Origin of the sequence: Catenulispora sp. EB89, from assembly GCF_041261445.1 — a bacterium.
GTDB lineage: Bacteria > Actinomycetota > Actinomycetes > Streptomycetales > Catenulisporaceae > Catenulispora.
Genome location: NZ_JBGCCU010000006.1, coordinates 223,616 through 244,610, shown reverse-complemented (window position 1 = coordinate 244,610; position 20,995 = coordinate 223,616). Strand labels below are relative to the sequence as shown.

General features: G+C 70.8%; 20 protein-coding genes. 9 read left to right on the top strand and 11 right to left on the bottom strand.

All coding sequences use genetic code 11. The features are described from left to right. Positions 1–85: 85 nt before the first annotated feature. On the bottom strand, positions 86–1,324 hold the full coding sequence (locus ABH920_RS15545; protein WP_370349675.1) for a helix-turn-helix domain-containing protein: 1,239 nt from the start codon (positions 1,322–1,324) through the stop codon (positions 86–88). Positions 1,325–1,415: 91 nt separating this feature from the next. Between ABH920_RS15545 and ABH920_RS15540 the strand changes: the two genes are divergently transcribed. Together ABH920_RS15540 and ABH920_RS15535 are read left to right on the top strand one after the other, a co-directional pair. Beyond that, positions 1,416–2,771: a hypothetical protein gene (locus ABH920_RS15540; RefSeq protein ID WP_370349674.1), complete on the top strand. Its 1,356-nt coding sequence runs from the start codon at positions 1,416–1,418 to the stop codon at positions 2,769–2,771. An 88-nt stretch (positions 2,772–2,859) separates the two neighbouring features. Beyond that, positions 2,860–4,086 (top strand): PucR family transcriptional regulator, encoded by a 1,227-nt coding sequence (locus ABH920_RS15535; protein WP_370349673.1) that lies wholly within the window; start codon positions 2,860–2,862, stop codon positions 4,084–4,086. A gap of 34 nt (positions 4,087–4,120) precedes the next feature. Here the strand turns inward: ABH920_RS15535 and ABH920_RS15530 are convergent, their stop codons facing one another. Continuing rightward, positions 4,121–4,762 (bottom strand): TetR family transcriptional regulator, encoded by a 642-nt coding sequence (locus tag ABH920_RS15530; RefSeq protein ID WP_370349672.1) that lies wholly within the window; start codon positions 4,760–4,762, stop codon positions 4,121–4,123. A gap of 81 nt (positions 4,763–4,843) precedes the next feature. Here ABH920_RS15530 and ABH920_RS15525 point away from each other — a divergent pair, with 81 nt between their 5' ends. Continuing rightward, positions 4,844–5,293, top strand: coding sequence for an SRPBCC domain-containing protein (locus ABH920_RS15525; protein ID WP_370349671.1), 450 nt, complete (start codon positions 4,844–4,846; stop codon positions 5,291–5,293). On the opposite strand, the gene ABH920_RS15520 is transcribed toward ABH920_RS15525, so the two are convergent. The 5 genes from ABH920_RS15520 to ABH920_RS15500 all read right to left on the bottom strand — a co-directional run bounded on the left by ABH920_RS15520 (position 5,290) and on the right by ABH920_RS15500 (position 10,730). Next, on the bottom strand, positions 5,290–6,525 hold the full coding sequence (locus tag ABH920_RS15520) for a sugar ABC transporter permease (RefSeq protein WP_370349887.1): 1,236 nt from the start codon (positions 6,523–6,525) through the stop codon (positions 5,290–5,292). The genes ABH920_RS15525 and ABH920_RS15520 overlap by 4 nt on opposite strands. Before the next feature lie 248 nt (positions 6,526–6,773). Continuing rightward, positions 6,774–7,562, bottom strand: coding sequence for an ATP-binding cassette domain-containing protein (locus ABH920_RS15515; protein ID WP_194921338.1), 789 nt, complete (start codon positions 7,560–7,562; stop codon positions 6,774–6,776). Between the two features lie 137 nt (positions 7,563–7,699). Further along, positions 7,700–8,788, bottom strand: a complete 1,089-nt coding sequence (locus tag ABH920_RS15510) for a sugar ABC transporter substrate-binding protein (RefSeq protein ID WP_370349670.1) — start codon at positions 8,786–8,788, stop codon at positions 7,700–7,702. 314 nt (positions 8,789–9,102) lie between these two features. Then, positions 9,103–10,158 carry a radical SAM protein gene (locus tag ABH920_RS15505; RefSeq protein WP_370349669.1) on the bottom strand — a complete coding sequence of 352 codons (1,056 nt, stop codon included), beginning with the start codon at positions 10,156–10,158 and terminating at the stop codon, positions 9,103–9,105. A gap of 86 nt (positions 10,159–10,244) precedes the next feature. After that, a complete protein-coding gene (locus ABH920_RS15500) occupies positions 10,245–10,730 on the bottom strand; it encodes a hypothetical protein (RefSeq protein ID WP_370349668.1) in 486 nt (161 codons plus the stop codon). A gap of 272 nt (positions 10,731–11,002) precedes the next feature. Between ABH920_RS15500 and ABH920_RS15495 the strand changes: the two genes are divergently transcribed. After that, positions 11,003–11,932: a helix-turn-helix domain-containing protein gene (locus ABH920_RS15495; RefSeq protein WP_370349667.1), complete on the top strand. Its 930-nt coding sequence runs from the start codon at positions 11,003–11,005 to the stop codon at positions 11,930–11,932. Positions 11,933–11,938: 6 nt separating this feature from the next. Here the strand turns inward: ABH920_RS15495 and ABH920_RS15490 are convergent, their stop codons facing one another. Further along, entirely contained in the window at positions 11,939–12,877 is a 939-nt protein-coding gene (locus ABH920_RS15490; protein WP_370349666.1) for a GlxA family transcriptional regulator, read from the bottom strand. A gap of 162 nt (positions 12,878–13,039) precedes the next feature. Between ABH920_RS15490 and ABH920_RS15485 the strand changes: the two genes are divergently transcribed. Continuing rightward, complete coding sequence (locus ABH920_RS15485; protein WP_370349665.1) at positions 13,040–13,510, top strand: hypothetical protein; 471 nt, start codon at positions 13,040–13,042, stop codon at positions 13,508–13,510. After that, positions 13,507–13,785 carry a DUF3817 domain-containing protein gene (locus tag ABH920_RS15480; protein ID WP_370349664.1) on the top strand — a complete coding sequence of 93 codons (279 nt, stop codon included), beginning with the start codon at positions 13,507–13,509 and terminating at the stop codon, positions 13,783–13,785. The genes ABH920_RS15485 and ABH920_RS15480 overlap by 4 nt, the downstream gene beginning before the upstream one ends. Before the next feature lie 122 nt (positions 13,786–13,907). On the opposite strand, the gene ABH920_RS15475 is transcribed toward ABH920_RS15480, so the two are convergent. Together ABH920_RS15475 and ABH920_RS15470 are read right to left on the bottom strand one after the other, a co-directional pair. Further along, on the bottom strand, positions 13,908–14,339 hold the full coding sequence (locus ABH920_RS15475; RefSeq protein WP_370349663.1) for a hypothetical protein: 432 nt from the start codon (positions 14,337–14,339) through the stop codon (positions 13,908–13,910). Positions 14,340–14,418: 79 nt separating this feature from the next. Continuing rightward, the gene (locus tag ABH920_RS15470; protein ID WP_370349662.1) at positions 14,419–16,347 is read right to left on the bottom strand and encodes a sigma factor; all 1,929 of its coding nucleotides are present in this window, start codon (positions 16,345–16,347) and stop codon (positions 14,419–14,421) included. 199 nt (positions 16,348–16,546) lie between these two features. Here ABH920_RS15470 and ABH920_RS15465 point away from each other — a divergent pair, with 199 nt between their 5' ends. Beyond that, a complete protein-coding gene (locus ABH920_RS15465; protein ID WP_370349661.1) occupies positions 16,547–16,987 on the top strand; it encodes an SsgA family sporulation/cell division regulator in 441 nt (146 codons plus the stop codon). A gap of 25 nt (positions 16,988–17,012) precedes the next feature. Here the strand turns inward: ABH920_RS15465 and ABH920_RS15460 are convergent, their stop codons facing one another. Then, positions 17,013–18,296, bottom strand: a complete 1,284-nt coding sequence (locus tag ABH920_RS15460; RefSeq protein ID WP_370349660.1) for an ROK family protein — start codon at positions 18,294–18,296, stop codon at positions 17,013–17,015. A gap of 74 nt (positions 18,297–18,370) precedes the next feature. Between ABH920_RS15460 and xylA the strand changes: the two genes are divergently transcribed. Next, positions 18,371–19,540 (top strand): xylose isomerase, encoded by a 1,170-nt coding sequence (gene xylA / locus ABH920_RS15455; protein WP_370349659.1) that lies wholly within the window; start codon positions 18,371–18,373, stop codon positions 19,538–19,540. A gap of 46 nt (positions 19,541–19,586) precedes the next feature. Then, positions 19,587–20,969 carry a xylulokinase gene (gene xylB / locus ABH920_RS15450; protein ID WP_370349658.1) on the top strand — a complete coding sequence of 461 codons (1,383 nt, stop codon included), beginning with the start codon at positions 19,587–19,589 and terminating at the stop codon, positions 20,967–20,969. Positions 20,970–20,995 lie beyond the last annotated feature (26 nt).

The window sequence follows — 20,995 nt, the reverse complement described above, 5'->3', positions numbered from 1 at the left end:
TGTGCGGGTCCTGCAGCTCTTGTGACTCGTACTTCTCGTTCCTCGGCGGCGCCGGTTCCGCTCGCGCCCGCGCTGTCAGTGCTCATCAGGCACGTCGGGTGTCGACGAGCGCTTCGTCGAGGCAGTTTCGCAACTCTCGCAAGGCACGGACATTGTGGTGGCGCATCAACGCCCGGGACAGGCCGCGCAGTTCGGCGTTGGCGCCCGCGGAGCGGACCAGGCCGACGTCCTCCAGGACCTGGAGCGTCACGACCTGCATCTCGTCCAGCTCGCCCGCGGCCTCGTAGGCGAGCGCCAGCCTGGCTCCGAACAGCGCCCGGGAGCGGTGCGCCTCGGTGGGCGTCCGGTCCAGCGCGTCGGCCAGGAACTCGCTGGCGCGCTGCGGGCGTCCCAGGTCGTAGTGGCACCAGCCGGCTATCGCGTTGTCCAGCCCGCCGACGGTGACCGAGCCGACGACCGGCTCGTCCTGCGCGACGCGTTCGGGGTGCAGCAGGTCGCGGGCGTGGTCCAGGGAGCTGAGACAGCGTGCGTGGTCGCCGCGGACCGCGAACGCCTGCGCCTGCCGGTGTGCGGCCAGGCCGCGGCTGCGGGCCCGGGCCCGGGGGTCCTCCAGGACCCGGCCGGCCAGCTCCATGGCGGTCGTCGGATCCCCGTCGTACAGCGCCAGTTCCGCCTCCCGGACCAGCGTGTACACGGCCAGGTCCTCGGCCTCGGCGCGGGTCGCCAGGTCCGCGGTGCGGCGGGTCCAGGCCAGCGCGTGGTCCAGGCGTCCGGCCTCCTGGCACATCCAGCCGATGAACTCGGCGTAGCGGGCGGCCAGCAGGCACAGCTGCGGCGCGGCCGTCGGCGAGGTCTGCTCCAACTCCATCAGGGTGTTGAAATCGACGATCAGCCGGCGCAGCACCAGCTCCGGCGGCAGCTGCTGGCTGAGCTTGCGGTGCCGGTCGAACTCCTCGCGGTAGTGCGCCAGCAGCCGCAGCTCGTCGGCCTCGGCGCGGGCCGCCGACGAACGCAGCGCGAGCGGCACGGACAGCGCGTCGCCGAACGCGACCAGCTCGCGTCCCCAGTCCGGTTCCCCGTCCGGACCGGCCGCGGCGCCGGATCCGCCCCGACGCCGCGGCTCTTCGGGCACCAACGCGACCAGGTCTCCGTCGGCACCCAGCTCCACATCGATCAGGGTGGCCAGCCTCCGGTTGGCCGGCAGCCGCCCCGTCTCGATCTTGCTCAGGTAGCCCTTGTCGTAGTGCACGCTCTCAGCCAGCGCGGCCAGCGACTTCTCGCGGCGCATGCGCAGGCGGCGCATCTCGATCCCGAACTCGGACACGTTTCCACCATAGCCATCGTTGAGCTTGTGAAAGAGGTCTGAGACTGCTTTGTTGCCAGGTTGCGTGTTGTACGTATCCGACGGAGGTCGCGTGGCCGACGACATCGAAGCGCTGGAAGCGGAATTCCGGCACGCATTGCGGCAAGTCGACGAAGAGCTCCTGTTCGCCATGAGCGAGGTGGCGCCGGAACTGCTGGAGCGGGCGCATCTCGATCCGCCGCCGACCTTGCGGGCCCGTCCCACCATCGACGACTACGACCGCGATCTGGCGCGCGTGCGGCGTCCGGGGCTGGACGCCTTCGGGCACTTGCGGGATCTGGTGCTGATCGGGATCCGGGTCGGCACGATCAGTGTCGAGGACGTCTATCTGCGGGTGCGTCCGGCGACGGTCGCGTTGACCGTGCTGCTGGATCCGGGGTCCGGGGCTGGGGCTGGGCCTGGGGCGACGGCGCCGGCGTTGGCCCGGCGGATCCGGCGGGGCGCCGGGCGGGGTCTCGGGCGGTGGGTCGAGGCGATCGTCGCGGTCGACCACTGGCCCGGGAGCCTTCACAGCCTGCTGCGACAGGAGCCGCAGGACGAGGACGGCTGCCCGCCGCACACCCTGCTGGGCATGGACGACCACCTGTGGCGGGGCGGGAACATCCTGCTCGCGCTGGCGCCGCCGGGGACGCTGGCGCGCATCGCGTCGGAGGCGGCGCCGATGGGCGTCACCGGCCGCATCGTCGGTGAGGCGCAGGCCGTCCGATATGCCAGGACGCTGTTACGCCTCGCCAGCCACGCGCCGCTGTCGCGGACGTTCGTCGACTACGCGCTGACCGGGCAGGCCAGCGCGCGGGTGCGGATCGCGCTGGCCTCGAACCCGCTCACGCCGAACGCCACGCTCACCAGACTGTTGACGGACGCGGTCGCGGACGCCGAGCCGGGGGTCGCCGCGGCGATCAGCCTGCACGAGTGCGCTCCGCCGGCCGTGCGGCTCGCCGCGTTCCGGAAGGTCCGGGACTCTGCGGTCCTGACGGAGGCGCGCGAGAGGCTGCGGCGCGACGTCGACGTGGTTCGCCGGATCCAGCGGATCGCGACGGCCTCCGCCGACGAGGCGGACCTGGTGCACGCCCTGCTTCGGGACGCCGGTCCGGAGCTGCCGTTCCAGGCCCGGCTGTTCGCCTACGCGCAGCTGGCGCGGATGTCAGGGCCCGAAGCGGCCTGGATGCTGGAGATGGGCCGGGCCGGCAGCCTGGAGGCGATGCATCCGGCGGTGCGGGCGTCGATGGCGGCGGGATCGGCTCTGCCGCTGCTGGAGGCGGCGGTGGCCGATCCGTATCGGGGGATGCATCAGGACGCTGTCAGTTCGGTGGCCGCGTTGCGGCGGGAGGAGCTGCTGGACTGGCCGTTCCCTTGGCAGGGCTCTGAAGAGCTGTCCGATCCCGCCGACTCGGATCGGCTCGGCTAGGCCGCCAGAGGTCATAACTCCCCACATAAGAGTGATCAATCGGCGATTCGTCCTGTGACCAGACCGCTACAGCACTAAGGTGCGCCGTGTGGAGATCGGAAGTCCGCGGCGTGAACTCGCCGACCAGAAGATGGCCGAGCTGACGAGGCTCGCCGCGCTGATGCTGGAGCGGGCCGACGAGATCACCGACACGGTGGTGACCCGCGTCTACGAGCAGTTCCCCGTCTACGCCGGCATGGTCCGCCGCGACCTGCTGCGCGAATCAGTCCACGACCACGTGGTCTCGGCGTTCGACCCGATGGCCCGCAGCCAGAAGGCCGACCTGCGCGCGGCCGGGCCCACCGGCCGGATAGGGGCCGCCGACGGCATCCCGCTGACCGTGGTGATGGACGGCTACCGGGTCGCCTTCCGTGTGGTGTGGTCGGCGATCGTCGAGACGGCGCGCGGCATGGGCATGTCGGCCGACGCCTGCCTGGACGCCGCGACCATCTTGATAGCGTCCCTGGAGGCCTTCACCCGCGAGATGTCCACCGGCTACCGCGAGGAGCTGAGCCGCCAGATCCGCAGCGAGGAACAGCGCCGCGCGGCGGTGGTGCAGGCGCTGCTGGAGGGACGGCTGGCGGACACGAACGTGTGGGAGGCCGCCGAACTCCTCCGGCTGCCGGCCAGCGGACCGTTCGTGGTGATCGCCGCACGCGTCCCGGAGATAGGGCGGCACGCACTGCCGCACATCGAGCAAGGCCTCGGCGTCCTCGGCATCGACTCCGCCTGGCGGCTGATGCACGACGTCGAGATCGGCGTGGCGGCCCTCCCGGGCCCGAACGCCCAACTCGACCGCCTGGTGACGGCCCTGCGTGCGGGTGAGGGCGCCCGCGTCGGCGTCTCCCCGCCCTACGACGACCTCCGCTCGACCTCCCTGGCCCTGCGCCTGGCCCGCATCGCCCTGCACGGCGCCGCCGACCGCCGCCGCGTGGTGGTCTTCGGCAGCGACCCCCTGTCCGCCGTGGCGGGCAGCGCCCCGGACATCATGACGCGCGTGGCCCGCGGCATCCTCGCAGGCCTCGACGAACTGACAGTCCAGGACCGCACACTGCTCCTGGACACCTTCGGCGCCTGGTTGGACGCCGACGGCTCGGCCGGCGAGGCCGGCGCGCGCCTGTTCGTGCACCCGAACACGGTGCGCAACCGCCTGCGGCGGCTGGAGAAGCAGACGGGGCGCTCGCTGTCGAACCCGCGGGCCATCGCGGAGCTGATTCTGGCGTACGAGATCGATTCCGGGGCTCGGGCGAAGGTGGCTGACGCGGCGGCTGGGTAGGCGGCGCGGGGCTGGCGGCGGGGCAGCCAGCTGCCTAGCGGGCTAATCCCTGCTCCAAGACAGCGGCGGCGCGCCGCACATCCTCGGTCACCGCCGCAGCGAGCTGATCCACCGACTCCGCCCCGTCCAGCCGTCGCTCCAGACTGCGGAACTGCACCCGCCACAGCGCCAGCAGCGCCGCCGCCGTGATCTGCGGCTCGGGATCCGCCGGATCCTGCCCGTCCCGCTCGGCCAGCACCTTCGCCGCCTCGGCGGTCACCCGCTCGGTGACAGCGTTCTGATGCGCCCGCAGCGCCGGCGTCGACCACAGCAGTGTGCTGAATCGCCGATACAGCTCCGCACCCTCCCGGAAGCTCCTCTGTCCGGCCAGCTGCCCCATCATCATCGCCAGCTCGTCGCCCAACACGTCCACCGCCGCCTGCACCGGCGCCACGTCCGGATCGGCCAGCGCCGCCAGGAGCGCGTCGGACGCGCCGTCGAGGCGGTCCATGACCAGGGCTTCCTTGGTGGGGAAGTAGTTGAACACCGTCTTCTCCGAGACCCCGCACGCCTCGGCGATCTCGCTCACCCGCACCCCGTCGAAGCCTCTGGCCAGGAACATCTGCGTGGCGGTGTCGGCGAGGAGCTGCCGGGTCTGGCGCTTCTTGCGCTCGCGCAGGCTCTCGGTCGGGCTCATGGCGGCCAGTCTAGTGCCGTCACGGAAAAGTTTCTGTTACAGTAATTTTTCAGTGACGGTAAACAACTTCCGGAGGCCCGCATGAGCGCCATCCATCTCGTCAACGACTACCCGCACCCGGCCGACCAGGTCTGGCGTGCCCTCACCGATCCGGAGCTGATACCCCGCTGGACCGCGACCGGGGCCGGCGGCCGTCCCGTCGGGTTCGACACCGTGGTCGGGACGCGCTTCCAGTTCGTCGCCAAGCCCAAGCCCGGGTGGGACGGCATCGTCGACTGCGTCGTGCTGGAGGCGGACGCCCCCAGGCTGCTGCGCTTCTCCTGGGCCGACAGCGGCGGCGGCGACCAGTCCGAGGTCGCCTACCGCCTGTCGGCCACCGCCGAGGGGACCCGTCTGTACTACGACCACACCGGCTTCACCGGGCCCAGCGGCTTCTTCATGGCCCGGCTGCTCGGACGCGTCCGGCGCCGGATGCTGACCGTCGGTCTGCCGCCGGTCCTGGCCGAGCTGGAGCGCACCGCCCAGCGCTAAACCCGGCCGCTGGCCTTCTGCGTCCGCCGCGCCACCGAGTCGATGACCACCGCGGCCAGCAGCACCGCGCCGGTGACCATGAACTGGATGCTGTTCGCCAGGCCCTGGATGTTCATGCCGGACTGGATCGAGCCGATGACCAGCGCACCGAGCAGTGCCGACCAGGTCTTGCCGCGTCCGCCGAACAGGCTGGTGCCGCCGATGACCGCGGCCGCGATCGCGTTCATCAGCAGGTTGCCGCTGCCGGAGGTCTGCGAGGCGGACTCGATCTGGCCGGCCAGGAACATGCCGCCGACCGCCGACATCAGGCCGCAGATCATGAACACCGTGATCCGGATGAACGGCACGCTGATACCGGCCCGGCGCGCCGCCTCGATGCTGCCGCCGACGGCGAAGATGCGGCGGCCGTAGACCGTGCGCCGCAGGATGAAGTCGCCGACCACGATGAAGATCAGGAAGATCAGCGGTGCCAGCGGCAGGCCCTTGTACTGGTTGAACACGTACGCCACCACGAAGGCCACGATCGCCAGCAGGATCACCCGCGCCGCGATCTCGCCGATCGGCTGCGCCGGCACCCCGGCCCGCTGCCGCCGCAGCCGGCCGTAGAGCGCGACCAGCGCGTAGAGCACGACCGCGATCGCCGCGGCGCCGTAGCCGGCGATCTGCTGGCCGTAGATCGTGGTGTAGAGCTTGGAGACGATGCCGTTGTTCGGCAGGTTGACGGTGCCGGTGGCGCCCAGCACCTTCAGCATCAGACCGTTCCACGCCAGGTTGCCCGCCAGGGTGACGACGAACGCCGGCACGCCGATCCGGGCGAAGAAGAAGCCGTGCACGAACCCGGTGGCCGTGCCGGTGGCCAGCGCGAGGATCAGCGCCAGCCACTGGTTCACGCCATGGTTCACCGACGTCACCGCGAACACCGCCGCGGCCAGTCCGGACACCGAGCCGACCGACAGGTCGATCTCGCCGAGCAGCAGCACGAACACCACGCCGAGGGCGATCATGCCGGTGCCGACGATCTGCTGCGAGAGGTTCGACAGGTTCTGCGCCGACAGGAACGTGCTGTTCAGGCTCCAGAACACGATCCAGATGATCGCCAGGGCCACGATCACCGGCAGCGAGCCCAGCTCACCGCCCTTCACCCGGCGCATGAACTCGTTCCAGTAGCCGCCCACGCCGCTCTGGCGCTGCAACAGCCGCGGGTCGGCGGCCGAGCCGGCCGCCGGGACCATGGTCTCGACGATCTCCCGGACCACGTCCTTGGACTCGCCGGTCGCCTTCGCGGCCTGGGCCGTGGCCTCGGCCGGGGTGGCGCCGGCGGCCAGCAGCTCCTCGACCTTGTCACTGACCGAGCCGCCGCCGGCCGGCGCCGGCCGGTCCTCGCCGCTGTAGTCGCCGGCGCCGGTGGGGATCGGCGGCTGGATCCGACCGCCCTCGTCCTCGCGGTCCCCGCGCATGCCGCCGCTGTTCGGGTCCTGGCTCATTCCTGTCCCTCCGGGTGCCGGGCCGCCCGCCGGGTGACGGCGTTGTCGGTGGCGCCGGTGATCGCCGAGATGATCTCCTGCTCGTTGGTGTGGTGGCCGTCGAAGAACCCGTTGTTGCGGCCCAGCCGCAGCACCGCCACGGTGTCGGCGACGGCCATCACGTCGACCATGTTGTGGCTGATCAGGATCACCCCGAGGTTCCGGTCGCGCAGCCGCTCGACCAGGTCCAGCACCTGCGCCGTCTGCTCGACGCCGAGGGCGGCGGTGGGTTCGTCGAGCAGCACCACCTTGGGGTCGCCGATCAGCGAGCGCGCGATGGCCACGGTCTGCCGCTGGCCACCGGACAGCGAGGCGACCGGGATGCGGACGCTGGGGATGCGGATCGACAGCGTCTGGAGCAGTTCCCGGGAGCGGCCCTCCATGGCGATCTCGTCCAGGATCCCGGCCCTGCGGATCTCGCTGCCCAGGAACAGGTTGCCGACCACGTCCAGGTTGTCGGCCAGCGCGAGGTCCTGGTAGACGGTCGCGATGCCGAGCTTCTGGGCGTCGTGCGGGCCCTTGATGCCGACCGGGCTGCCCTCCCAGACGATCTCGCCGTCGTCCGGCTGGTTCACCCCGGCGATGGCCTTCACCAGGGTGGACTTGCCGGCGCCGTTGTCGCCGACCAACGCGACGACCTCACCGGCGTGCACCGCCAGATCGACGCCGGTGAGGGCCTGCACGGCGCCGAACCGTTTGGAGACACCGCGCAGTTCCAGCACGGGTTGCGAGGTCGTGTCGGGCATGGGGGTACCTCCGCGAGGACTCGGGGCTTCGGCTTCTTCTGCTGCTCTGTGTTCTCAGGCGGGCCTCGGGGAGGGCGCACCCGGCGAGTGCGCCCTCCCTCCGGCGGACCCGGAAGGGATCAGGGGGATCAGCAGGATCAGCAGGTGATGCCGATCTGCGCGGCGGTGTACAGGCCGTCCTTGACGACGGTGGTGCAGACGTTGCTCTTGTCGACCACGGTCGGCGTGATCAGCTTCGAGGGCACCGACTGTCCGGAGCCCGACGTCTGCTTGTCCGGCAGCAGGTCCGTGCCGGGGGTCTTGCCCTGCGCGAACTCCACGGCCACGTCGGCCGCGGTGGTGGCTTCCGGCTTGTACGGCTTGTAGATGGTCATGGTCTGGGTGCCGGCCTCGATCCGCTGGATGGCGTCGAGCTGGGCGTCCTGGCCGGTCAGCGGCACGTGCAGGCCGCTCGCGCTCAGCGCGGTGGCGATACCGGCGGCCATCCCGTCGTTGGCGGAGTAGACGCCGTTGATGCTGGCGGCCCCGAGCGCCGTGATCGCGCCGGACATCTCCTGGTTGGCGGTGTTCGGGTCCCAGTTCGGCGTGTCGTACTCCTTGCCGATCTTCACCTTGCCGTTCAGCACCGACTGCGCGCCGGCCTTGAACTGCGCGGCGTTCGGGTCGGTGGGGGAGCCGTTGATCATGACGATCTGCTTGCTCGCGGCGTCCGACCCCAGCGCGGTCAGCAGGGCGGTGCCCTGCAGCTCGCCGACCTTCATGTTGTCGAAGGAGACGTAGGCGTCGACCGGGCCCTGCGCGAGCCGGTCGTAGGCGACGACCTTCACCCCGGCGTCATGCGCCTTCTGCACGGAGGCCTGGATGGACTTGGAGTCCACGGCGTCCAGGATGAGGACCTTGTCACCCTTGGTCAGGGCGGTGTCGACCTGGGTCTGCTGGACCGTGGCGTCCTGGCCGGCGTTGTAGTAGTCGATCTGCACGCCGGGCATCTTGGCGTTCAGCTCGGCCTCCAGCAGCGGCTTGTCGAACGCCTCGTACCGGGTCGTCTTCGACTCCGGCAGCAGGATGCCGATCCGCGTGCTCGAGTTCGAGCCGGTCGCACCCCCGCTGCCGCTGGACGAACTGGACTTGCTGCTCTTGGCGCTGCCGCAGCCGGCGGCGGTCGCGGCCAGCACGGCCGCGGCGAAGAATATCCCGGCGGCGCGGGCCGGACGCAGGTGCTGCATGGTGCGCTCATTCCTCTCGCGGCCCCCGGGCTCGGCGGCCTACTGCTTCCCCACTAGAGATCCACTAGGCGTGGGGCGCCAGTTGGAGAGGGCCATAAGGGTTGTACGCGCGGCGCGGGAGGCGGGTGGGTGGTTGCGGGGCGGGCGGAGCGGCGGGCGGCGCTCCTGGAACGCGGCGACGCCGGCCGCGAGTGCGGCCGGCGTCGGGTGCGGTTTTGGGGAGGTCGGGCGAGGTCAGGGGCTGGTCATGGGGTTCGTTGCGGCCTCGTCAGGGCTTCGGCACGGGCTTTGTTCACGGCCTCGTCAGGGCCTCGTCACGGCCTCGTCGAGGCGGCTGCGCGCGCAAACTTGTCGCGGCGGGCCTGGAGGAAGTCGTCGAGGAATTTCTCGTTACCGTCCCAGGGCGCGACCAGCAGCTGCGCCTTGGTGTTGGTCAGCGGATCGACGTAGACGGCACGCGGCTTGGCCAGCCCCGAGGTCGCGGGACTCCACAACTCCCGGAACACGGCGCGGATCTCGTCATCGGTGACGTTGAAGGGGGAGTCGATCTCGCTTCCGCCGTCCAGGAGGTACAGGTAGTCGGTACGGATGCCCCGCTTGACGCAGGCGTAGACCATGTCCCGCATGAGGGCGGGGGTGTGGTTGACGTTCTTGAGGATCACGGCCTGGTTGACGATCGGGACGCCGGTCCGACGGACCGCGGCGACGGCCTGGTCCACGACGGGGTGGAACTCGGCGGCGGAGTTGATCTGACTGTAGAGCCAGACTTTGCCGTCGGCCGCGCTCATGGCGTCGAGGACTTCTGGGCTGTTCGTCACTGACGACGGCTTGACCGTCAGCACTCTGGTGTCCAGGCGGATCTCGTTGACCGTGGGGATCGCGGCCAGGGACCGCACGACACCGGCGAGTTCGCGGGGCGGGAGGGTGAAGGGGTCTCCGCCGGTCACGACGACGGTCGCGATGTTCTCGTGTGCGGAGATCCAGTCGATGCCGGCGGCGGTCGCCTCGGCGTCGTAGGTCTGCGTCGGGGTGATGAGGTCGCCGCGGAAGCAGTAGGTGCACTTGACGTGACACGTTCTGGTCACCGACAGGGTGACCGAGTTCGGATAGCTGTGATTGATGGCGGGGAAGCCGCTGACGATGTGCGAGCGCTCGTTGGTGGGGTCGACGTTCGCGTAGAGCCCCGCGAACACGAACTGCGAGAGCGCTTCGCGTGTCAACGAATCGCGACCGTCAAGGCTCTCTCTCATCCGCTGTTGGAGGAAGTGCGAGACGAACAGTCCGCCGACTTGCTGGTCGATGGCCTCCACTTTGGCCCGGTCCATCTTCATGAACGAGCTCACCAGATCGATGAGGGCCTGGTTGCCCATTCGTTCTCCCTGTGACAGTGCACAGAGCACGCCTCAGCCCCGCACCTGCGCGCGAGGCTGAGGCGGGTGGGGTTCGGAGCCGGTCCTCAGGCTCCGGATCGTTGGCAGAACTCTGATGATGTGGATGGCGTTTCGCGGGGAAGAGCACAGTGTACGCGGGACGGGCTCATGCGGTGCCCGGACCTGCGTCCCACAGGTTTGTGCCCGCAACCGCTGTATGGATGCAGCCGGATGTCGACGCAAATTCCCTGAACCGTCTCCACGGCCGTCGTCGCGGTGGGCGCCTGTTTCGCCGGTGCCCGAAGGGGTACGGCGTCGTTCCGTTTGGCGGACTCGGTGCTCCGTTCGCGGATGGTTGCCAAGGCCGTCCAGACCATCAGGCCGAACGCGGCGATCAGGATCCGGAGCCATTCGAGCGGCAACACGGTCGCGACCCCGGCCAGGACGATCGGATACACCTGGATCAGCTGGAGCGCCAGTGAGTAGCGGTCGATCGCGTTGGCGCCCCGCACTACCGGATCGTGCTGAGTGCCCGGTGCCGATGGGATCTCCCGCGCGTTGTGGTTTCGCATGAATGTCCCTTCTCCCGCCGTGACGGCGACGTGTCTGCTCCCAGGTGTATTTGAAATCAAGACTCTGCTCTTCCCAGGATGGTCGAAGAGTCTCAAGCGACGTTCTTCCGCCTTGTGCCCGACAGAGGTTTACTGTCGGCTGTAGTGGTTTTGCCCGGTATCAGAAAGCGGGTAACCAGTGCTCGTCTCAGCAATAAGATCCACACTATTCAGGATCATCGACAATCCGAGTGTCAGGGCTCTAGCGGCGCCGGGAGGCAGCGGAAATGGTTGTGACTGAGCGTGAGGTAAAGTTTGAGGAGATTCTGCGGACGTTGCTGGACCGCGAGAAGACGACTGTCACTCAGAAAAAACTCGCCAAGGCGCTTGGAGTGAGCGGTACGACGGTCTCGCACTACGTGACTGGTCGTATTCGCCCTAGCTTCCATGCCCTCGTCAGTATCGCTGCGTTCTTCAACGTCACCCTGGACTACCTGGTGTTCGGCGAACGAGTGCACCTGCCGTCGACAGCCGACCCGGGCAACCTGCGGGCCGACGTCATGCGGGCCCTGGCTGAGTCCAATGCCTACCAGGGGCGCCAGCGCGACCTTATTGTGCGAGTCAACCGTCGGCTTTCCGAGCAGGTCGAGCGGGTCGCGCGTGAGTTGTTGGACGACCCCCGGACCGCCAGTCCGCCGGAGTTCTTCAGCGACGCGGACGCGCTCCCGATCGAGGCGTGTGCGAACCGCACCCGGGTGACTACCAGCAGGCCGCCCGCCGACCTCGCCTTCGGCCCCGAGGGAGAAGTCCGTCGCGGCACTTTCTTCGATGTCTTCGTCAGCAACATCCTGGCCGGCCGCACCTACCAATACCTCTTCCACGGGACTCGCGCCAGGTTCGAACCCTACGTCCGCGGCTATCGTGACCTGCTCACCGGGGCGGACCTTCCGTCGGACATGGTCGGCGAACGTGTCGAGTTCCGCGTCGTCGGCACAGAGCTGCCCGTCTGCATCGTCATCCATGATCTGGATATCAGCTTGCTCGAACGCCGCGAGCCCGTGTTGTGGGAGCGTTTCAACGACGACGGGATCGTCGACGGGGTGTTCGCCTACGTTTCCATCCGCCACGAGGAGGAGCGCGGAGGCATCGTGCTGTACGACGAGTACTTCGAGTCGGCGCTGCGGATATTTCACCGCGAGTGGGCTGCGGCCGAGGTGCTGTAGCCCCCCTCAACTGAACGTCCGCCGGTAAGCGTTCGGGCTGATCCCCGTCGTCCGCTTGAACCGGTCCCGGAAAGCCGTCGCCGACCCGAACCCCACCTGCGCCGCGATCCGCTCCACCGAGTGCTGCGTGGTCTCCAGCAGGTGCTGCGCGCGGCGGATGCGGGCTCGGTGCAGCCACTGGAGCGGGGTGGTGCCGGTCTGGTCGCGGAAGCGGCGGATGAGGGTGCGGGTGCTCAGGCCGGCCTCGGCGGCGATGTCGGGGAGGGCGAGGTCGCGGCCGAGGTTGGCGTCGAGCCAGGTGAGCAGCGGCTCCAGGGTTCCGCCCTGCGGGGCCGGGGTGTGGTCCTGGACGATGAACTGCGCCTGGCCGCCCTCGCGCTCCAGCGGCATCACCGACAGGCGCGCGCAGTGGGCGGCGACGGCGGAGCCGTAGTCCTTGCGGATCATGTGCAGGCACAGGTCCAGGCCCGCGGCGGCGCCGGCGGAGGTGAGGAACTGGCCGTTGTCGACGTACAGGACGCGCGCGTCGACCTCGATCGCGGGATGGGCGGCGGCGAGCTGCTCGGCGGCGATCCAGTGCGTGGTGGCGCGCAGGCCGTCGAGCAGGCCGGTCGCGGCCAGGGCGAAGGTGCCGACGCAGATCGAGGCGATGCGCGTGCCGTTCGCCGCGGCGGAGCGCAGGGCGTCGCGGACGGCGGCGGGGAGCGGCGTGAGCGGCTTCTCGACACCGGGGACGATGATCGTGTCCGCGTCGCGGAGGGCTTCCAGGCCGTAGGGCGCGCGCAGGGCGAAGCTTCCGGCGTCGAGCTCGGGACGCTCGGCGCAGACGCGGACCTGGTAGCCGGGGCGGCCGTCGGGGAGGCGGGCCCGGTTGAAGACTTCGATCGGGGTGGCGAGGTCGAAGGGGATCACGCCGTCCAGGGCGATGATGGCGACGGTGTGCATGGCGAGAACATACCTTGGCGGGGCGGGTTCGGTGGCGGTTTCTCGCTTGGTTATGGGGAGTTGTTGCTGCTCAGCACCCTTTTCATCGCGATGGCGTTTTTCCGTTGAAACCTGGCACTATTGCCACTGGGGATCGGGTCGGCGGCTGGATAGCGTCGCGAGGTGACCAAATTCTTGCTGTCGCTGCATGTTCTGGCGGCGATCATCGCGGTGGGGCCGGTGGCCGTCGCCGCGAGTATGTTTCCCAAGGCTCTGCGACGGGCTCATGAGGATGCCGAGGCTGCGGCTTGGCCTCGGCTGCTGTATCGGGTTTGCCGTGTGTACGCGGGGGTCGGTATCGCTGTTCCCGTCTTCGGGTTCGCCACGGCGAGCAACATGGGGGTTCTGGGGAGCGCGTGGCTGATCACGGCCATCGGCCTGACGGCTGTGGCGGCCGGTGTTCTTGCGCTGTGGATTCTGCCGGCGCAGCAGGCGGCTCTTGAAGGTTTGGACGGTGCTGACGGTGGTGGCGTTGGCGTCGGCGTTGCCAAGGTCGCCGCCCGGCTCGGCGCCGCGACCGGCGTCTTCAACCTGCTGTGGGCGACTGTCACGGTTCTGATGATCGTGCGTCCCGGTTCGACGACGGGAGCGTGACGGTGCCTGCTCGCTTCTTCCGTATCGCCGCGTTCGTCGAGCTCGTCACGCTGATCGTGCTGCTGGGGAACCTCGCGACGTTCCACGCGAAGCCGGTGACGTCGCTGATCGGTCCTACGCACGGCTGCGCATACCTCGTCATCGTTGTTGCGACGTGGCGTAACGATCGCGCTGTGCTTGCCGCCAAGCTGGCAGCGCTGCTGCCCGGCATCGGGGGGTTCCTGGTGCTTCGGTTGCTGGGTCAGCACGAGGCCGCCGACGTGGAAGCCCTCTGAATATCAGAGGCATGAATCCGAGGCGTGAATCCGGGGCGCCCCCTGCTGGGAACGCCCCGGATCGGCTTGCGGAATCAGCCGTCAGGCCTGGTTGTCAGAACCGGCCTTCGCCGTACTTTTCGTTACTGGCGTGCGGCTTCGCGCTGCTCCATCGGCGCGGCCCCGGCCGGCGCACGGCCTGCGAGCTGCGCGTTCTGCGCGGCGCTGAGCGTGTCCGAGCCGCCTTCGCCGCCGGCCCCGGCGCCGACGACGTTGGTGATGCGGAACTTCACCGGCGGGCCGTCGCCCTTGTTGGGCTTGTCGTGGGCGCGGCACATCACGACGGAGCCGACTTCCAGCGGTTCGTCGAGGTTGCCCGGGACGTAGGCTCGGACCTGTTTACCCCCGTTCATCGGGGTCAGGACCGCGACTCGGGGCATGAGCTTCTCCGAGCCGTCGGGCTTCATCTCGCGCCGGGTGAAGTCGGCGAACTCCGTCACCTTGTAGCGGTGGCGCACGTCGGACTTCGCGACGTGGTCACCGCTCCCTTCGTTCTTCTTGCCGGACTTGGACATCGCCTCGGACCTCCTTCGGTCGACCGGACCCCCACCCCAGCAACTCATCGGAGGCGGCGGCGTGTCCTGTCGGTCGCGGTCATCCGGGTGATTTCGAGGACGGATCGTGCGGCGCGGCCGCCGTGCCGCCGGCAGCGGGGGAGCGGTGCGGGTCGTGGTCGAGGTGCACGGTGACTGTGACCTGGAGCTGGGGGCTCACAGTGACGGTCACGTCGATGTCGTGGTCCGGCTTGCTCGGCGAGGTCGAAGGCGGCGGGGTAGTGGGCGTGGTGGGCGTGCTTGAGGGCGGCGGCGTCGGTGTGGGCGTCGGGGGCGGTGTCGACGGCGCGGGCGTGGTGGGCGTGCTGGAAGGCGGCGCGACCGGAGGTGTGCTCGGCGGCGGTGTCGCAGAGGACTGTGTTGCGACCGGCGTGGGCTGCGGTGTCGCAGGGGCCTGAGCGGCGGGAGCTTGCACCGGAGCTGGTGTCTGAGCCGGCGCCGGGACGACGGTCTTGGGAGCAGCGTGGCGAGGCGTGTATTGGACCGGTGCCACGGGCTGTTGCGGAGGCGCGGTCGACGGGGCAGGTGCTGGAGTCGAGGGCGTGGTCTTGGCCACGGGTGCCGTGGACTTGGCGGGCTGCGTGTCGACGGGAGGTTGCGGGGTGGCGCTCGAATGTGCGGCACCGCCGGTCAAGGCCACCGCCGCGACAGCAATCGCCGCCGAACCCATCACGCCCGCCGACACCACGGCCGCCTTGCCGGCGCCGCTCGAAACCCCATGCCGCAGCTTGCCGCCGACGTGGCGAAGGTGGCGCGTTGCGCCGACCGCGCCAGCAGCCCCGCCGGCTTTCGCCCCGCCAACTGCACCAGCTGCTTTTCCGCCAGCAGCAGCGCCGCCAGCCACCGTGCCTTTCGCGCCGACCGCGCCACCAGCCCCGCCAGCCTTCGCCCCGCCGACCACACCAGCAGCCTTCGCGTCAGCAGCGCCGGCAGCTTTTCCGCCAGCCACCGCGCCCTTCGCGCCGACCGCGCCGCCAGCCCCGCCAGCAGCCTTCGCGCCAGCAGCGCCGGCAGCTTTTGCGCCGGTAGCAGTGCTGCCAGCCATCGCGCCGTTCGTCCCAGCCGCAGCTCCGCCTGCATTTGCGCCAGCCGCCCCGCCAACCGCGCCAGCCCCAACGCCAGCGCCCGCCCCCACCGCAACCAGCCACCGCGCCCCGCCGCCCAGCCCGAGCAGCAGCAGCGCCGGTCCGAGCAGCACCGGCAGCCGCAGGTTCACCTGCTGCAGCGCGGCCATCCGCGCCCGGCAGTCGTCGCACTGCTCCGCGTGCGCGCGCAGTGAGTCCGTCTGCCGCGCCGACAGGCCGCCACGTACCAGCGACGGCATCTTCTGCCAGTGCTTCGCGCACGCCTCCGCCGCCGGCGCTCCCGGGTAGCCGCGCAGGAATGCCTGGCGCAGCCCTTCCCGCGCGCGGTTCAGCAGCACTGCTGTCGCGTTGCTGTTCGCGCCGATGTGCCGTCCCACCGTCTCCAGCGGGAGGTCCTCGACCTCCGACAGCCACAGCGCCTGGACCCAGCGCTCCGGCAGGTCCTTCAGGAGCCGCGTGATGAAGTCTACGTGGGCGATCCGCTGCGACAGGTCCTCCGTAGTAGCAGCGCTCGCGTGCGAGCTGCCGAATGCCGCGGCCGCCTCGGCGGATTCCGTCGGCAGCGGGATCTCGGTCGTGGCGCGGTGGAGGGTGTTCGCGAGGTTGCGGATCGTCGTCGCCAGGTACGCCGGGACGTTCTCCACCGCGTGGCCGGCCGCGATGCGGCGCCAGACGCGGAAGTGGGCCTCGGCGACCAGGTCCTCGGCGGTGGAGGGGTTGCCGGTCAGGGTGCGGGCGTAGGCCGTCAGGCGGGCGTTGTGTTCCTCGTAGACGCGGGTGTACGCGGCGAGGTCGGCGCCCGGCACGTCCGGTGCGCCGGGCGCACCCGGTTCCGGCTCCGCGTCGTCGCCGGGCTTTTGGTCGTCTACGGCCGCTTCGGTCACGATCGCACCCCAAGTCGTCGCTGTGCGTACCGATGGTACCGAAGATCCGTTTTGCTCCCGGTGTGGCGTAGATCACAGAGATTCCGGGCGAAAACGGCGTAAGGTCAGGCTCCCTTCACAAGTCCTTGTTGTGATAACGCCAGTACAGCGGCCTGACGGTGACGCCTGTCAGGCCGGCCGACAGCAAGGAGTGACAGCGATGCTCGCCACCCACGAACAGCCGCTCAAGACCCACGTGGTGACCTCCGACACGCGGATGGCCGGAGTGCCCGCGGTGCTCCGCTTCCGTTCCGACGATCCGTTCGCGGTCCGGCTGGCGTTCCTGGACGTCGACCCCGACCGGGACGGGGACGGCGGGGACGGCCGGGTCGTCGACGGCATCGAATGGGTCTTCGCCCGCGATCTGCTGACCGACGGCCTGCACACCCCGACCGGCGAGGGCGACGTGCACGTCTGGCCGTTCGGACCCAGCGACCTGATGATCGAGCTGCGCAGCGGCGCCTCGACCGCCCTGGTCATCACGCCGCAGGTCGCGGTGCGGATGTTCCTGTGCCACGCCTACGCGATCGTCCCGGCCGGCTCCGAGCCCCGGCACCTGGACCTGGACCGCGCGCTGGCCCGGCTCGTCGGCCAGGGGTGAGGCAGAAGCAGGCGCCGGCGCCGGATCAGCAGGCTGCCATCCACGCGGCCGGATCGCCGTGCACGCGCCGGATGACGGCCGTCGCCGCGCCGGTCACCGCCGCCGCCGTGCCGCGCCGGGACACGCGCACCGCGACCGGGGCCCAGGCCGCGGAGACCACGTGCTCGGCCAGCGCCTTCTCCACGCCGGGCACTAAAGCGGCGAACTCCGGCCGGGCGTACGCCCCGCCGAGCACCACCGCGGGCAGGTCGAGCAGGTTGACGGCGGCCGCCGCCGCGCGGCCGAGTGCGGACGCGGCGACCTCGGGTCCGTCCCGGCGCAGTGCCTCCAGGCCGGCGACGGTCTCCAGACATCCCCGGGCACCGCACCGGCACCGAACGCCGTCGGGCACGACCGTGACGTGCCCGATCTCGCCGGCCCAGCCGCGCGCGCCCCGGAAGAGCTCGCGGTCCAGGATCACGCCGGCGCCGACGCCGATCTCGCCGGAGACGTAGAGAAAATCCGTCAGGGGCAAGCCCCCCACGTCAGGTGCCCCATGAGCCTCGGCCAACGCCGCGAAGTCGGCCTCGTTCCCGATCACCGGCTCGAACGGCAGGTCCGGCAGCGCCCGCCCCAACGCCGCCCCGATCTCCACGTCCTGCCACACCAGGTTCGGCGCCCGCCGGATCCGGCCGTGCGGCGCCTCGACCAGACCCGGCACCGCCAGCGCCGCGCCGGCGACGGTCAGCCGGGCCTGCGCCGCCGCCTCGCCGGCCGCCCCCGCCAGATCGGCCAGCACCTCGGCCACCGCGCGCCCGCGCTGGTCGCCGTGCCGGATGACGGTCGCGTGCACCGCGCCGGTCAGGTCCACCACGCAGGCCGCCAGGTAGTCGACGTTGATCTCCAGCCCCAGCCCCGCCGGTCCGTCCGCCGACGGCACCAGCCCGGCGGCCGGCCGGCCCGCGCCGGTGGCCGGCGGCGGTGAAACTTCCACGATCAGCCCGGCCTCCAACAGCGCGTCGGCCAGCGCCGACGCGGTCGCCCGGGTCACCCCGGTGGCCGCCGCCAGCGCGGCGCGGGACAGTGGGGCCGGAGCGTCCAGGATCAGGCGGTAGACCAGCGCCAGGTTGGCGTTGCGGATGCTGGCCTGGCGCGCCGGGTTGGGGATCGCGCGGTCGGCGGGGCCGGCCGGGCGAACCGGTTCGGCGGCCGTCCGGCCGGCGTGGCCGGCGCGGCCATCCCGGTCGTCGGAGGCAGCGGAGGCAGCGGCTGAGTCAGCGGCTGAGTCGGCGGAATCAGCGGCGTCGGCGGGGCTGGTGGGCGCGGGCATGTCTTGACAATGCCACAGCCGGACCATAAGTTCATCCATTAAACAATTCCCCTCGATCGTGCCAGGAGCCGGCCATGACCGTCGCACCGTCACCCGCGGACAAATTCACCTTCGGCCTGTGGACCGTCGGCTGGCAGGCCCAGGACCCGTTCGGCGACCCGACCCGGCCCGCGCTGGACCCGGTCGAGACCGTGCACCGGCTGGCCGAGCTCGGCGCGTACGGCGTCACCTTCCACGACGACGACCTGATCCCCTTCGGGTCCGTCGACGACGAGCGCGCCAAGCACATCGCCCGCTTCCGCGAGGCCCTGGACGCCACCGGCCTGAAGGTGCCGATGGCCACCACCAACCTGTTCAAGCACCCGGTGTTCAAGGACGGCGCGTTCACCAGCAACGACCGCGACGTCCGGCGCTACGCGCTGCGCAAGGTCATGCGCAACCTGGACCTGGCGGCCGAGCTCGGCGCCCACACCTACGTCTTCTGGGGCGGCCGCGAGGGCTCGGAGTCGGACGCGGCCAAGGACGTGCGCGCCGCGCTGGACCGCTACCGCGAGGGCCTGGACCTGCTGGCCGAGTACGTCATCGACCGCGGCTACGGCATCCGCTTCGCCCTGGAGCCCAAGCCGAACGAGCCGCGCGGCGACATCCTGCTGCCCACGATCGGCCACGCGCTGGGCTTCATCAGCACCCTGGAACACCACGAGATGGTCGGCCTGAACCCCGAGGTCGGCCACGAGCAGATGGCCGGCCTGAACTTCGCGCACGGCATCGCGCAGGCGCTGTGGCAGGGCAAGCTCTTCCACATCGACCTCAACGGCCAGCGCGGCATCAAGTTCGACCAGGACCTGGTCTTCGGCCACGGCGACCTGCTCAACGCCTTCTTCCTGGTGGACCTGCTGGAGACCGGCGGCTACGAGGGCCCCCGGCACTTCGACTACAAGCCGGCCCGCACCGAGGACATCACCGGGGTCTGGCAGTCCGCCGCCGCGAACATGAGCACCTACCTGCTGCTCAAGGAGCGCGCCGCGGCGTTCCGCGCCGACCCCGAGGTCGCCGAGGCGCGCGCGGCGGCCCGCGTGGACGAGCTGGCCACGCCGACCCTGGCCGCCGGCGAGACCTACGCCGACCTGCTCGCCGACCGCACCGCCTACGAGGAGTTCGACCCCGACGAGGCCGCCGAGCGCGGTCTGGGCGCGGTCCGCCTGACCCAGCTCGCCGTCGAGCACCTGATGGGCGCCCGGTGACGCACCCCGCGAACGAGCACCGAGGACTCGGCGCGGTGAGGTCCCGGTGAGCCTGGTCGCCGGCGTCGACTCCTCGACGCAGTCGTGCAAGGTCGTGATCCGCGACGTGGACAGCGGAGCCCTGGTGCGCCAGGGCTCCGCTCCGCACCCGCCAGGCACCGCGGTCGACCCCGAGGCGTGGTGGCAGGCGCTGCACGCCGCCATCGAGGAGGCCGGCGGCCTGGACGGCGTCGAAGCGCTCGCGGTCGGCGGCCAGCAGCATGGCATGGTGTGCCTCGACGAGCACGGCCAGGTGATCCGGCCGGCGCTGCTGTGGAACGACACCCGCTCCGCGCATGCCGCCGACGAACTCGTGCGCGAACTCGGCGCCGAGGCCTGGGCCCAGGCCGTCGGCTCGGTCCCGGTGGCCTCGTTCACCGTGACCAAGCTCCGCTGGCTCGCCGAGCACGAGCCCGAGAACGCGGCGCGCGTCGCAGCGGTCTGTCTTCCGCACGACTGGCTCACCTGGCGGCTGCGCGGCAGCACCGACATCAGTGAGCTGACCACCGACCGCAGCGACGCCTCCGGCACCGGCTACTGGTCGCCGAACACCGGCGAGTACCGCCCCGACCTGCTCGCCAGGGCGCTCGGCCGGGAGGTCGCCGTGCCGCGCGTCGCCGGGGTCCGCGAGGTCGTCGGGCACTACGGCGACATCGCGCTGGCCCCCGGCGCCGGCGACAACGCCGCCGCGGCGCTCGGCCTCGGCGCGCGCGTCGGCGACGTCGTCGTGTCGATCGGCACCTCGGGAACCGTGTTCGCGGTCAGCGACCTGGCGACCGCCGAGGCCACCGGCACCGTCGCGGGCTTCGCCGACGCGACCGGCCGCCACCTCCCGCTGGTCTGCACGCTCAACGCCGCGCGCGTCCTGGACGCCGCCTCGGCGATGGCCGGCGTCGACCTCGACGAGCTCTCCCGGTTGGCGCTGTCCGCACCGCCCGGGGCCGACGGCCTCACGCTGATCCCGTACCTCGAAGGCGAGCGCACCCCGAACCTGCCCGACGCCGCCGGCTCGATCCACGGCCTGCGGCTGGCCAACGCGACCGCCGCGCACCTGGCGCGCGCGGCGGTGGAGGGCATGCTCTGCGGCCTGGCCGACGGTCTGGACGCGCTGACCGAGCTCGGCGTCCCGGTCGGGCGGGTCCTGCTCATCGGCGGCGGTGCGCGCTCGGAGGCCGTCCGGGCCGTCGCCCCGTCGATCCTCGGCTATCCGGTGACCGTGCCGCCCCCGGGCGAGTACGTGGCCGACGGCGCGGCGGCGCAAGCGGCCTGGGCCCTGGCCGGCTCCGACGACCCGCCCCGGCGCGTGACGCAGGGCACTGAAACGTACGACGGCAAGCCGCTCCCGGAGATCCGGGAGCGCTACCACGAGTTCCGCGATCGCGCCGCCTGACCGGCGAGGACGCGGAGGAACAGCCC

Excerpts from the sequence above, each read along its gene's own strand:
- ABH920_RS15530 (WP_370349672.1), bottom strand. The coding sequence starts at position 4,762 with ATGAGCCCGACCGAGAGCCTGCGCGAGCGCAAGAAGCGCCAGACCCGG.
- ABH920_RS15525 (WP_370349671.1), top strand. The coding sequence starts at position 4,844 with ATGAGCGCCATCCATCTCGTCAACGACTACCCGCACCCGGCCGACCAG.
- ABH920_RS15520 (WP_370349887.1), bottom strand. The coding sequence starts at position 6,525 with ATGGTCCCGGCGGCCGGCTCGGCCGCCGACCCGCGGCTGTTGCAGCGC.
- ABH920_RS15515 (WP_194921338.1), bottom strand. The coding sequence starts at position 7,562 with ATGCCCGACACGACCTCGCAACCCGTGCTGGAACTGCGCGGTGTCTCC.
- ABH920_RS15510 (WP_370349670.1), bottom strand. The coding sequence starts at position 8,788 with ATGCAGCACCTGCGTCCGGCCCGCGCCGCCGGGATATTCTTCGCCGCG.
- ABH920_RS15505 (WP_370349669.1), bottom strand. The coding sequence starts at position 10,158 with ATGGGCAACCAGGCCCTCATCGATCTGGTGAGCTCGTTCATGAAGATG.
- ABH920_RS15500 (WP_370349668.1), bottom strand. The coding sequence starts at position 10,730 with ATGCGAAACCACAACGCGCGGGAGATCCCATCGGCACCGGGCACTCAG.
- ABH920_RS15490 (WP_370349666.1), bottom strand. The coding sequence starts at position 12,877 with ATGCACACCGTCGCCATCATCGCCCTGGACGGCGTGATCCCCTTCGAC.
- ABH920_RS15475 (WP_370349663.1), bottom strand. The coding sequence starts at position 14,339 with ATGTCCAAGTCCGGCAAGAAGAACGAAGGGAGCGGTGACCACGTCGCG.
- ABH920_RS15465 (WP_370349661.1), top strand. The coding sequence starts at position 16,547 with ATGCTCGCCACCCACGAACAGCCGCTCAAGACCCACGTGGTGACCTCC.
- ABH920_RS15460 (WP_370349660.1), bottom strand. The coding sequence starts at position 18,296 with ATGCCCGCGCCCACCAGCCCCGCCGACGCCGCTGATTCCGCCGACTCA.
- xylA (WP_370349659.1), top strand. The coding sequence starts at position 18,371 with ATGACCGTCGCACCGTCACCCGCGGACAAATTCACCTTCGGCCTGTGG.